The organism is Mesorhizobium sp. WSM3866, assembly GCF_002294795.1.
Classification (GTDB): Bacteria; Pseudomonadota; Alphaproteobacteria; order Rhizobiales; family Rhizobiaceae; genus Mesorhizobium.
The window spans coordinates 76,168-87,762 of record NZ_NSGC01000014.1; the positions used below are offsets into that span (position 1 = coordinate 76,168).

The window sequence follows — 11,595 nt, forward strand, 5'->3', positions numbered from 1 at the left end:
CTACAGCCCAAACAGCCGGAAGCTGGGACGGCCGGAGAGCTCGCGCACGGCGTCCAGTTGTTGCAAGCGCTCGAACAGGCGTCGCGCCGCAAAACGCGACATGTTTTTCGTTGTCAGCGATCCGGCGACAGCATCTTCATTCAGAAGCAAAAAAATCACGTCGCCGGCGCCCTTGGCGCGCATTTTGGCGCCACCGACAAGAGTTTTTCCGCGCGCCGCGAAACCTCGCCGGCCAGCCGGCAGGCATCCGCCGCCGCTTGAACCAGCGCGACGTAGACCGCGCGCTCAAAACTCTTTTCGCCGGGTCGGGCGCGCCCGCCACCGGCCCCTGTGCGGAAGGCTGGAGCAAAAGCCTGGGCCATCAGCAGCGGCGGCGGCTCCGGCCAGCGCAGGCTTTGCGCCAGCACCAGGTCGGCCAGCCACCAGGCAAGCAGCTCGGCGTCGGGGCGCATGGCGACAACGTGGGGCGCGATCGCCGCGGCGGTGAATGGCGCCGGCCGCTGCGAGCCCGCCAGTTTTTCGATCTCCGTGCCAAGATCGGCGAGCGCCGCGCCTTCCCAATGGAGGCCAAGCAGGTCGACGATCTTTTCGAGCCGACCGGCGCTGGCGAGGGCCGGCTGCACGGCCAACTGCCGCCAAGCCCCAAGGACGGCGCCGGCCGGACCGGGATCGGCGCCGGCGGGACGCAGATGCCAGGCGTCGCGCAAGGCGGCTTCGTCCTCGGCGCGGCCGGCGAGCCGCATGCTGGCGGCCGCGCATTTTAGCGCCAGCCTCTGCCGCCAGGCGCCGGCCCAGGCGGGCCGCGCCCGGGCAAGCGGGTCGAGCGAAGCCAAGGCGGCGCCGGCCAGGAAGGCGGCGTCGGCGTCGCTCGGGCCGCTGCCGCCAGCGAGCGCCCAGGCCGGGACTGTCGGCGTCGCGATGGGGCTGGCGGGCAAGGGATTGGCAGCGAGGGGATCGAGGCCAATCATGTGTTCGAGGGTAAAGTGCTCGTGCGCTTTGCGCCATGAAATTCGCACCAAAACGCACAGCCTGTCGGCGCGACAAAACGAATGATAATGTTGCCTTACCAGTCGTTTAACTCTACTTCTTCCACTCGCAATAGGTTAGCATCGTTCTCCGGGCGCATCCGGACGTCCGTAGATGACAGCGGCCGGAAGCCGCCCCAGCCAAATCATCACAGCGCCCGCCCAATCGAACATGAAATCATACCGGGCGGCGTACTTGCACGGGGTGGGCCAACGTTGCACGCTGCAACTGGAGCAGGCGAGTGAAAGCGCACATGAATCGGGGGGCTCCAATATTTTGGCATTGCTTTAATCGATTATAGTTGTGAAGAGCAATTTCAGCCCGTTTACTTGCTGCTCAAGTCGCGGATAAAAGAGGTAGCACCGATTCGGTAGCTTATCCCCTGTCTTTCGCGTACTCGCGGTCGTGGCGCCGCGTGGACGATTGAAGACCAACGGTCTCACCAGCAGGTGGGCACGAGGGGGCGGGATTGGCAAGCCACAGGAGTAGGACAATGTCGAAGGATTCAGGTAAGACCGATAATCACGGCGGCGGGCCAGGCAAGATCGAGATCACGGTGGTCGTGAACGGCCAGCCCACGCAGGTCGAAGCCAATCCCAACCAGCCGCTGCACGTCGTTCGTACCAAAGCCCTTGAAAACACGCAGAACGTCGCCCAACCGCCCGAGAATTGGGAATTCAAGGATGAGGCCGGCAACTTGCTTGACGTCGACAAAAAAGTTGGCGATCTCGGTTTCGCGAATCCTGTGACCCTGTTCCTAAGCCTGAAGGCGGGTGTTGCAGGTGCCTGAACTCCAAGCTGTGGACCCGGAGGTCTCCCGAGCGAAGTTTGATCGTGAGATGGGCCGGTTCCGGCCATATGCAGATGCCTATCGTGCTCAAGGCTGCTTCCTGATCGAGGCGAGCTTCCCGAGCGCCTTCTTCATATTTGCACCGCCGAAGATAAAGCCACAGATGATCGGTGCAGCTGTCGAGATCGACTTCTCCAACTTCGACCTTCGACCTCCTTCGGTGGTCTTCGTAGACCCGTTTACCCGTCAGCCAGTTGCCCGGAAGGATTTGATGCTTAGAATGCTGAGACGTCCTGCGTTGCCGGGAACTCCTCCGGGGATGATCCCAGCCCTGATCCAGCAGAATGCTGTGGCCTTGACGGACTTCATCCAGGCCAACGGCCCCGAAGACCCCCCATTCCTGTGCATGGCGGGTATCCGCGAATACCACGATAACCCAGCCCATTCAGGTGACCCATGGCTACTTCATCGGGGTTCTGGCGAAGGCTGTTTGGCCTTCATTCTGGACAAGATCATCAAATACGGAATCAATCCTGTAGAGCAGTTGCAGATTCATCTCCAACCGACCGTCGTGGGAATGGCGGTGTCGCCTCAGGCGATACCGGAATGACTGAATTGAAAGATGTAGCGACCGTGACTCTCCCGCGCGGCTGCATCTCGACCACGCATGCGCATCTGCGCTCAGTTGGTCGCGAGGGCAATGAGGGGATGGCGCTCTGGGTCGGCGTTCAGCAACACCGGCAGTTTGCCGTAACAGAGACGGTTATCCCGGCGCAGCGTCACATTCGGACAAGCGATGGCGTTTGCGTGATAGTTCCGGCCGAAGAACTGCACCGGCTCAATGTCTGGCTCTACAAAAGCGGCCTGAAACTGTTGGCCCAGATTCACAGCCATCCGGGCCGCGCCTACCATTCGACGACCGACGACGCTTATGCGGTTGCTAGCACGGTTGGGTGTCTGTCGCTGGTAGTGCCGAATTTCGCCCGGGAGCCTTTCGATCTTGCTCGCGTCGCTGCCTACCGACTTGACGCGAAGGCGAACTGGAATGAGGTCGCGTCCACGGCCCTGATGCGAATGATCACGATAACGAGCTGACGATGGCCCTTGCAAACTTCATCGACCGCGCTGCCACGGCGGCATCTCAGGTGCTGGCCGACTTTCATCTGGGCGACTTTAAAGCCGCTCTTGAAAAGCAGGTCGTGGCAGTCGCGTTCGACAATCAGGCGGCTTCCTGCGCCGAAGGCGCGGCGACGCTGGATCTTGCGGTGAGATTGCTCGCCAGGCTCTACCCAGTTCTGGCGATACTCCCGCTGGACAGCGCGGCAAGCTGTCAAACCCAAGCGCTGGAGCGCTTGGCAAAGTCGATCAATCCAAAAGTCGGCATCCGGCGTTCCGGCAAATCTGCCACCGTCTGCGTAGTTGCAGGGGTAACGCGCCCATCACTCCGGTGCCCAACCTTTTTCATGGGATCGGACGGTTGGTCGGCCAAGCTGTCGCTTACGGACCCGGTGGGCTCTGGCTCAAGTTTGCTGCCCTATGGAGCTGGCGCCGCCGGTTGCTTCGGCGCCGCCAATGTCTTTCGAACCATTTTCGCCGCCCAACTGACCGGCGCCGAGTTGGACGAAACAATTGACCTCTCGTTATACAGCTACGACAAGACCAAAGCCGGCGAGGCAGGCCCGATCGATTTCCCTGTCGACCTTGGCGAAACGCACCTCGTTGGGCTCGGCGCGATAGGCCACGGCACGCTTTGGACGCTAGCGAGACACCCCGGCCTCTCGGGTCGCCTGCATGTAATCGATCCCGAAGCGATCGAACTCTCAAACCTGCAGCGCTACGCATTAGCCGGCCAGGCGGAGATAGGCATGTCCAAGGCGGTCCTTGCAACCACCGTCCTTCGATCGACCGCCCTCGATGTCGAGGCGCACCCGGTGAAGTGGGCAGAATATGTTGCGCGCAGGGGCAATTGGGTCTTCGACCAAGTGGGTGTGGCGCTTGACACCGCCGCCGACCGTCTCGCTGTCCAAGGTGCTCTGCCCCGATGGATCGCGAATGCCTGGACCCAGGAGCACGATCTCGGAATCTCGCGGCACGGTTTCGATGACGGCCAGGCTTGCCTTTGTTGCATGTACATGCCGTCGGGGAAATCCAAGGACGAGCACCAGCTGATTGCCGAGGAACTCGGAATACCGGAAGCACACGAGCAGGTAAAAACGCTGCTGCAGACCAATGCCGGAGTTCCCAACGACTTTGTAGTTCGGGTGGCTACTGCGATGGCTGTGCCGTTTGAACCGCTAGCCCCGTTTGTTGGCCAGCCCTTGCGCTCCTTTTATCAGCAAGCGATCTGCGGCGGTCTGGTGTTCGAGCTTAGCGATGGAAATCGCCTCGTTCGAACCGTGGTTCCGATGGCCTTTCAGTCAGCGCTTGCCGGGATTATGCTTGCCGCGGAGCTGGTCAAACATAGTGCGGGTTTTCCCATGAGCGCTACGACGAGCACTCGGGTGAATCTTCTGCGCCCCCTTGGCTCTCATTTGCATGATCCGAAGGCCAAATATTCCAGCGGCCGCTGCATCTGTAGCGACGGCGATTTCATCGCCGCGTACAGGCGCAAATATAGCAAGAACGTTGAGCAGCTAAGCTATGTCTCCGGCTCCTAAGCAGACGCGGACGTCTCCCTTGCCCCAGAGCGGCGGCTTGTGCGCGTGAGATGTCGGCGCCACTATGACACGCTTGGCCCACTCCTTTGCCGGCCGATCGCCCAGGAAATCCCGTCCCCGCGCATGATCCCGGAAACCTCCTTGCCGATGTGTCGCTCTAGCACCGGTCGCCATGGCACCAGTGTGAACTCGCGCGACTTCTCGATCACGCCATATTTGCCGCTGGCAAGCTCGACGGAACGGCGGAGCGTACCCTGTACTCGTTCTCCGGATCGCGCTTCAGCATAGGGCAGACGAAGTTCCTCCGACAGTTGGCCGGCAACACGGTGCAACTCACGCTGCCGCAGGATCGAAAGCATGTTGGCGCGGTAGACGATCCGATCCTGCTCTACGCGCGCGAGGCCTTGCGCGATCAGCCAGTGCCGCCTGCTGGCTTGCGCCTCCCGGACCTCATGCCCGAAGCCTGAGTTGCGCAACCGCTCTGGTCCGTCGGCAACCAGTTCCCGGTCGAGCCAGGTGGCACCTTCAAAGCTGACTTGGTGCTCCAGCGGCATTGATGACAGCCTGTCGACAACGACAGGCTCGACCCTGGCCCGCTGGCGCTCGTATTCCACGACACGATCGAGATGGTCCGGCGCGACCAGCCAGGTGCCGTTCGGCTCTCGCTCGATGCCGCCGGTCGCGCGGCGGATTGCCTCCAGCCGCCGGACATGCGTTTGCGCAAAGCTCTGGGTGGCGGATGGCTCATGCTTCAGGTGGATATCAGCGTCGTAACGGCCGCCATGGGCTGCGGCGATCTCGGCGACAGTACGGTCGACCTGCCTCGGCTCGGTGCTCCTCGGGGTGGCAAGCACGATGCAGCCTTCTGGCATCGGTTCGGTGGCCTCACCGTTGCCGATGTCGATCCAATGGCTTTTACCGTCAACTCCGTCGACGAGAAGATATTGCCGGTCATTGATTTCGTCGGCGAGCCCGCGAGCGACGACGCGGCCGACGACGGGCTGGGCCGGCTCACCGGATCGATCGTGGATCACGCAGTCGGCGGCACTGCGCGCGAGCCCCTTGCCGGCCAGCTCGCGATGCATGGTCTTGATGATGTCGCCGCGATCACCGATACGCCGCAGGGTGGCTTCCAGCTCGCCGTCGAGTCGCCAGGAGCCAGCGCCGACGTCCTCGGCCAGACCCATGCGCTCCAGCTTGCGAAGCCTGCCCTGATGCAGCGTCTGGCGAAAGGTGTCGCGGCCGTTTGTCGAAACAAGACCGTCATCGTGACGCGTGCGCAGCAGTTGCCGGTCGATACTGGTGAAGCGTTCCTGCTCCATTTCCTGGCGCAGGCGCTGCTCGATCTCGCGATCGGTGAGTGGACCGAGATCGAGGCTGACCAGCTCGGCAGCGCGCTCGCGGATGCCGCTCGAAATATACTCACGGGCGATGACGAGGTTCTCCCCGCGGTCGTCCTTGCCACGCACGATGATGTGGCTGTGCGGATGACCGGTGTTGAAATGGTCGACGGCGACCCAGTCGAGCTTGGTGCCGAGGTCCTCTTCCATCTGAGCCATGAGGCGCCGAGTCAGCGGCTTGAGGTCCTCATACTCGATGCCATCTTCGGCTGCGACGATGAAGCGGAACTGATGGCGGTCGCCATCAGTGCGATCGACAAACGCCTTACCATCGATGCGGTCGCTATCGGCGCCATAGAGGTCGCCAGGTTCGCCTTCGCGGGTGACGCCGTCGCGCTGAAGATAGCGCAGATGCGCACGCGCCCCGTCCGCGCCCTTGCCGGCGAGCTTGACGAAGCGGGCCTTGACGACGACCCGCCGCTGGCGGAAGGCGGCATACCGGTCGCGGGATTTGAGGAGTGCTGCGGCCGCCCCTCCCCGCCCTGCCCGGCTTCCGGTGAAGCGACCATCGCGTTGCAGCCGGCCGCCGGCCCTGTTGATCGCTGTCCGGATCTGGCTGGCGAAGCGTTTGCCTGCTTTCGATCCGCGCGACCCGATCTTGCCGAGCTTCGGCCTGAATTCATCGTCCTGCATGTCGGCCTCCGGAATCCAAAGCTAGATCAACGGTTTAGGCGCCGCAGCCTCCTGGCCCCGCCAGCTGCCTCCTCGAAAAACGATGTGCAGACAAAGACTTGACCGCCTCCCGGAGGCGGTACCTTTATCTTGCCTTACGCGCACTGCCCTTGTCGCGCGCGCACAGCCTCCAAACTCCTAGCCATCCGGCTCCTTCGGCCGCATGTCATCCTTGCGAAGCGGCACGAGCAGATCGCCGTTTCGCGTGCCGGCGCGAACACCGTCGTGGAGGAAGAACAGCGAGCGCCCCGAGGGTGCCTTTCGCCTCTCCGGAGCGACAGATTCGCCCTTGAATTGTTTCATGTCGGTGGCCGAAATCCCCGCCGCCCTGAGCTGATCGAGGTAATCGACGGTCTCTTTCGGCAATGGCTTGCCGTGCTTCAAATGCCCTTTGTAGCGCTCGGGGCCTGCGTTGTAGGCGGCGAACAGGCCGGGGAATCCGAAGCGGTCATACATGGCTCGGAGATAGGCGGTGCCGGCGAGAATATTGTCGCGCGGATCGTGCGGATTTGGGCCGAGACCATGGGCCACGCGCATCTCCGCATAGGTGGCGGGCATCACCTGCATGAGGCCAATGGCGCCGGCGCGAGAGGTGATGGGGCGGCCGTCGCGCATGGTGTTGCCGCCGCTTTCGGCATCCATGACGGCGTAGATCCAGGCCTGCGGAACACGAAATCGCCGGCTCGCTTCGGCTACGAACTGCTGCCAGTTTCGAAGCTGCGGACTTTGGGAGATGGCGACCGGCTCGGCGCCGGTCGAGGCGGAACAGGCGCATGGCGCGGTGGCGATCATGCCTAACATCAGGAGGGTCACTCGGTCCATAGCGGCACGAGCCTCCCGAGGATTTTTTGGGCCGGCACCGGCCCGAAATAGCGGCTGTCGAAGGAGCGATTGGTCTCGCTGCCGAGCAGGAACACCTCGGACTTCGTGAGTGCCCGGCAGCCGTTCCACCATGGCAAGGGCCGGCCTTGGGCGTCGATCTTGAGCCGGCGCGCGACGATGTCGCCGCCGATGATGATGGCGTCATGGAAGGCGCAGACATGCTCGCCGGGCAGTGCGGCAAGGCGTTTGACGAGTTTCACATTGACAGGCAGATAGCCGCGTTGGGCCGCCAGATACGCCACGTAATCAGGCGGGCGGACGAGCACCAGATCGCCCAGCGCCGGCGTGCCCGCAGCGATTCGATAGAGGCCGATCGGCACGCTAGCCGAGGCGTTCCAGACCAGCCAGGGCGTGGGTTTTGCGAACGTGGTGAAGCCTAAAAGGCTGAGGCCAATCGTGGCAATGGCGATCGTCTTGCGGGCGCGAATGCGGCGCAGGCCGGAGCCGATCATGCGCAGAAAAGGACGCCGGGTCATGAGCGGCCCCCATCGTCGGCCGGCGTGGAACCGGCTTCGGGAGCGCCGCAGTGCGGATGGCCTTTCGACCATTCGTCGAGCTCGTCGATGTGATAGCGGACATAGCGGCCGTGCTTGCGGAATTTCGGGCCGCTGCCCTTGAGCCGCATCTTTTCGAGCGTGCGCTGGGAGAGGCCGATATAGAAGGCTGCCTGCGCGGTATTGAGAAAGGGGCTGCCCTTCTTGGCGCGGGCGGCGCGTTCGTTTTCGTCGTCCATGATTGTCCTCGTATCGCTTAAGGAGAAGCGACGGAGAGGATGGGCGAGCGAGGTCGCTGCGGGGACGGGCGAAGAGTCGGGGGCGAGTTTTCGCCGCTCTTGTCAGATGAGCCCCGCGCCGGTCGCGGCGCGGGGCTCGGAGCTCCGCCGTTTAGTCGACGGGGTTCCAGATGATGGCGTAGGTGTCGTCATCGTCCTGGCCGGCGGCGCGGCCGAGATTGGCGTAGAGCTTGCGTGGACCGAACTCCGGGGCGGCAATCGACAGGCTCACATAGTCCTTGCCGGAAGCTTCGCCCATGCGGATCCAGCCGGCGCCGACTTCGACGCCTTGCGTCAGCACCCGGAAGTCTGGATGATTGTCGGCGGTCTTGCCCTGGTTGGGCACGATGTCGATGTCGGCACGGACGCTGAGCGTCTTGAGCTGGCCCTTGTAGCCGCCGTTTTCCTGCTTGGTGACGTATCCGATCGCGGTCATGTTAGTCTCCTGTTTTGCTGTCGCCGGGGACCATTCCCCTGCGATGGCGGACCGTGATGGGCGCGTCCGGCCCGCCTGAACCCGACAGGGCCGCAGCGACAGCGCAGGACCCGAGCGGGCGGCTTTTTTGGAGCGAAGCGGGCGCGAGGAAGCCGCCATAGGCGGCGGGGAAAAAAGCTGCTGGCCGAGGGTTTCGGGCGGGTCGGAACCGCCCATAGGTCGACAAGCCAACCGCAGGGAAATGGTCCTGAAAGACGCTTGGGGGACAGATCGCGCGATCGGCTGACACGATCCCCAAGCAACATGGCGGGTACCGGGCTTGGCACGGGTTCAGACACCGCAGCCAGCGACGACGTACCTACCCGAGTGGCGCCTCGGCGAGCATTCTGGCCTGGCACAGGGCTGGCGAGGGCATCGATTTGCGTCGGACCACCACATGCAGTGCGCGCTTCAAAAATCGCGAAAGTGCAACCGGTTCTGCCCGAGAGGTGCCCCAAGCGGCGGCTTTCGAAATGCCGCCGCTTGGGGCTTGGCCGGTCACTCCGACACGAACAGGTGCCGGACCTTGGCCCACTGATCGGCGGTGCGGAAGCCGCCGCGCGCTGTGTAGCTTTCGGCGGGGAATTTCATCCAGCGCGGCAGCCAGCTTTCCACCTTCTCTCGGCCGTCCTCGCCGGCAAGGAAGTCGCGGATGATCTTCTTTTGCGTCTTGACCTTCTCCAAGACATTGCCGTCGGCGACAGGCTTGCCGCCGATGTCGGCGAGCATGGCATTGGCGACTTCCTTGTCGCGCAGTAGCTCGAAGAACGCCTCGTCCGCTTGCCAGAAAGCAGCCATGTCGACGTTCAGATTATGCCCAAGCGCCTCAATGACGGCGCTGCCGGCCTCGAGCGTCTCGGCCATGACAAGGCTGAGAACGCGCAAGACATCGTCATCGGAGAGCGCCAGCAAGCGGGCAAAGACGCTGGCGAAAGCAAGGGCGTCGACGTGGCCGCCGGTGAGCGGGCCATCATCGTTCGCTTGCCCAATCAGCGCCAAAACCTCACACCGCTTTTCGGCGAAGGCGGCTTCGGTCTTGCAGGTGGCGAGGCTGGCGGCGACCGTCTCGTTCGCCGCGCGCTGCGGCTCGCGGCGCACCTGCCACAGGCTTGAACCGGAAATCGCATGCGCCACCATGAGGCGCATTGCGATGGCGGGATGATCGAGCAAGGCGGTGCGCACGGCACCGTGACGATGCAGATCGACATAGTTCTGCATCGGGCCGGTGAGTTCAGGCCGCGACGGCTTGAGGACCTGTTCGTCCGGCTCTCCGCCCTCGTCATCGGCGCGGGCGCGCCGCGCTTCCTTGCGCGAAAGCCAGCCCTCGTGACACTCGACCTCGCCGCGATGCGAGACGGTGATGACGACCTTGCCGCCCTTCTTCTTTGGCGTTTTCTCGTGGTCCCAGGAATGAAAATACTGCCCCGGTTCGAGCACCGTCACTTCGCTCCATCCAGCCTCGATATAGGCGTCGCGTCTGGCGGCGATCGCCTCGTTCTGCTTCAGCCAAAACACGTCGGCATCGGCAAAATAGCTGTCCTCGCCGAACAGATCGGAGACGACCATGCCCGGATAGTCCTCGATGGCGAACAGCGCCACCTTGATGGAAATCGACTGGCCGCCGAACAGCCATTGTTTCAGCTGGTAGCCGCGCGGCGCGTATTGCTCGGGGTCGGCATAAAGCGCCAGCCAGTCCTTCTGCTGCGCTTTCGAAGCCATGGTGAGATAGCGCGCCGTCTCGGCGTCGATCTCCTCGCCGCGGTATGCTTCGCGGATCTTGGGGAGAAGCTCGCCGAGTGCCAGGATGCGCTTCACCTGAAGCTCGGTGATGCCGAAGGTGGCGGCGATGTCGGCAATGGAGCGGCCTTCTTTGATCAGCCGCGAGAAGGTTTCCCATTGCGAGACCTCGTCGGGGTCGAGGCGAGCGATGTTTTCGATGAGCGAGGCTTCGAGCGCATCGGCGTCGTCGCCGTCCTCCATGATGGCGCAGGGCAAGGCGTGGCTCTCGCCGCGCTCGTCTGCGAGCGACTTGGCGGCGAAATAGCGTCGCCGGCCGGCGACGATTTCGAAGCTTTCCGGCGTCCCGTTGGGCCGCACAAGAAGCGGCACGAGAACGCCGCGCGCGCGAACGGACGGCAGGATATCGGAGATGTCCGGCGCGCGTTTGCCGTGGCGCATGTTGAGGGCGGAAATGTTGAGCCTATCAAGCGGAATATGAGCAAGCTGCATGATCTGTCTCCTTCGGTTTGGTTGAGGTTCTCCCGCCGCAAAGGCCGCAAGGCCGGCGCGGCGGGACGGTTTTCGCGCCCTAGCGGCGCGTCTGTTCCGCCATGTCAGGCGGAAGCTCGGAATGGGGGCTTGCAAGCGCGTCTGCTGCCTGCCGCAGCAGACGCTCGTCCTGGGTAATGCGGCAACACAGCCGCGCGGCTTCGGCGTAGACGGAGAGCGGAAACTCGGCCTTGAAATAACGGTCGCGCTCGATGCCGAGGCCAAGCCGGCCCTTGACGCTTTGCAGTTCGGCAAGGCTGACGCTGCCGAGTTCGGGAAAGCCGACGCCGAGATCGCAAAGGCCGAACAGCGTGTCGCCGTCGGCGGCGAGTTCGCTCAAGAGCCAGGTTGCTGCCCCGGTCGGATCGAACAGTTTTACGACCGGAACATGGTCGGTTTCGGTGTCGGAAGCGCCATTGGCGAGGAGACGGGCGCAAAGGTCGTCGGTGATCAGGATCATTGCTGAATTCCTTGTCAAAACAGGTCGAGTTCATTGCGCGCGCCTTCGTCGAAAAGGCCTATATCGAGCGGCTTTCGTGCCTTGCGCGGTCGCATCGGCGCGTGAATGAGAAGCGAAAAGCCGGTCGCGCGTGGTGACTGGCCGGACACCGGGAATGAGCGTCTGCTCGCCTTCCGGCGTCGTGTCGGGCGGC

11 protein-coding genes and 1 pseudogene are annotated in these 11,595 nt (G+C 63.2%); 4 read left to right on the forward strand and 8 right to left on the reverse strand.

What is annotated here, in order from left to right:
* A pseudogene (locus tag CK222_RS25950) lies at positions 1–968 on the reverse strand (DUF1403 family protein).
* 551 nt (positions 969–1,519) lie between these two features.
* Between CK222_RS25950 and CK222_RS25955 the strand changes: the two are divergent.
* Genes CK222_RS25955 through CK222_RS25970 form a run of 4 tightly spaced genes read left to right on the forward strand, consistent with a single transcriptional unit; the run spans position 1,520 to position 4,473 of the window.
* Positions 1,520–1,816, forward strand: a complete 297-nt coding sequence (locus tag CK222_RS25955) for a DUF2604 domain-containing protein (RefSeq protein WP_095776580.1) — start codon at positions 1,520–1,522, stop codon at positions 1,814–1,816.
* A complete protein-coding gene (locus tag CK222_RS25960; RefSeq protein ID WP_095802377.1) occupies positions 1,809–2,426 on the forward strand; it encodes a putative metal-binding protein in 618 nt (205 codons plus the stop codon). Before CK222_RS25955 ends, CK222_RS25960 begins: the two co-directional genes overlap by 8 nt.
* Positions 2,423–2,911 carry a Mov34/MPN/PAD-1 family protein gene (locus CK222_RS25965; RefSeq protein ID WP_095776581.1) on the forward strand — a complete coding sequence of 163 codons (489 nt, stop codon included), beginning with the start codon at positions 2,423–2,425 and terminating at the stop codon, positions 2,909–2,911. Before CK222_RS25960 ends, CK222_RS25965 begins: the two co-directional genes overlap by 4 nt.
* Positions 2,912–2,913: 2 nt before the next feature.
* A complete protein-coding gene (locus tag CK222_RS25970) occupies positions 2,914–4,473 on the forward strand; it encodes an E2 ligase fold family C protein (protein WP_095776582.1) in 1,560 nt (519 codons plus the stop codon).
* Positions 4,474–4,535: 62 nt separating this feature from the next.
* Here the strand turns inward: CK222_RS25970 and rlxS are convergent, their stop codons facing one another.
* The 7 genes from rlxS to CK222_RS26005 form a co-directional block, all read right to left on the reverse strand.
* On the reverse strand, positions 4,536–6,506 hold the full coding sequence (rlxS, locus tag CK222_RS25975; RefSeq protein WP_095776583.1) for a relaxase/mobilization nuclease RlxS: 1,971 nt from the start codon (positions 6,504–6,506) through the stop codon (positions 4,536–4,538).
* Between the two features lie 177 nt (positions 6,507–6,683).
* Positions 6,684–7,367 (reverse strand): lytic transglycosylase domain-containing protein, encoded by a 684-nt coding sequence (locus tag CK222_RS25980; RefSeq protein ID WP_095776584.1) that lies wholly within the window; start codon positions 7,365–7,367, stop codon positions 6,684–6,686.
* Complete coding sequence (locus CK222_RS25985; RefSeq protein ID WP_245420462.1) at positions 7,355–7,879, reverse strand: S26 family signal peptidase; 525 nt, start codon at positions 7,877–7,879, stop codon at positions 7,355–7,357. Before CK222_RS25985 ends, CK222_RS25980 begins: the two co-directional genes overlap by 13 nt.
* A gap of 20 nt (positions 7,880–7,899) precedes the next feature.
* Positions 7,900–8,160 carry a helix-turn-helix domain-containing protein gene (locus CK222_RS25990; protein ID WP_095776586.1) on the reverse strand — a complete coding sequence of 87 codons (261 nt, stop codon included), beginning with the start codon at positions 8,158–8,160 and terminating at the stop codon, positions 7,900–7,902.
* A gap of 151 nt (positions 8,161–8,311) precedes the next feature.
* Positions 8,312–8,635, reverse strand: coding sequence for a DUF736 domain-containing protein (locus tag CK222_RS25995; RefSeq protein WP_095776587.1), 324 nt, complete (start codon positions 8,633–8,635; stop codon positions 8,312–8,314).
* 537 nt (positions 8,636–9,172) lie between these two features.
* Positions 9,173–10,903, reverse strand: coding sequence for a ParB/RepB/Spo0J family partition protein (locus tag CK222_RS26000; protein WP_095776588.1), 1,731 nt, complete (start codon positions 10,901–10,903; stop codon positions 9,173–9,175).
* Between the two features lie 79 nt (positions 10,904–10,982).
* Positions 10,983–11,402 carry a DUF2958 domain-containing protein gene (locus CK222_RS26005; protein WP_095776589.1) on the reverse strand — a complete coding sequence of 140 codons (420 nt, stop codon included), beginning with the start codon at positions 11,400–11,402 and terminating at the stop codon, positions 10,983–10,985.
* Between the last annotated feature and the right edge of the window lie 193 nt (positions 11,403–11,595).

Coding starts and splice junctions, on each gene's coding strand:
- CK222_RS25955 (WP_095776580.1), top strand. CDS start 1,520: ATGTCGAAGGATTCAGGTAAGACCGATAATCACGGCGGCGGGCCAGGC.
- CK222_RS25965 (WP_095776581.1), top strand. CDS start 2,423: ATGACTGAATTGAAAGATGTAGCGACCGTGACTCTCCCGCGCGGCTGC.
- CK222_RS25970 (WP_095776582.1), top strand. CDS start 2,914: ATGGCCCTTGCAAACTTCATCGACCGCGCTGCCACGGCGGCATCTCAG.
- rlxS (WP_095776583.1), bottom strand. CDS start 6,506: ATGCAGGACGATGAATTCAGGCCGAAGCTCGGCAAGATCGGGTCGCGC.
- CK222_RS25980 (WP_095776584.1), bottom strand. CDS start 7,367: ATGGACCGAGTGACCCTCCTGATGTTAGGCATGATCGCCACCGCGCCA.
- CK222_RS25985 (WP_245420462.1), bottom strand. CDS start 7,879: ATGATCGGCTCCGGCCTGCGCCGCATTCGCGCCCGCAAGACGATCGCC.
- CK222_RS25990 (WP_095776586.1), bottom strand. CDS start 8,160: ATGGACGACGAAAACGAACGCGCCGCCCGCGCCAAGAAGGGCAGCCCC.
- CK222_RS25995 (WP_095776587.1), bottom strand. CDS start 8,635: ATGACCGCGATCGGATACGTCACCAAGCAGGAAAACGGCGGCTACAAG.
- CK222_RS26000 (WP_095776588.1), bottom strand. CDS start 10,903: ATGCAGCTTGCTCATATTCCGCTTGATAGGCTCAACATTTCCGCCCTC.
- CK222_RS26005 (WP_095776589.1), bottom strand. CDS start 11,402: ATGATCCTGATCACCGACGACCTTTGCGCCCGTCTCCTCGCCAATGGC.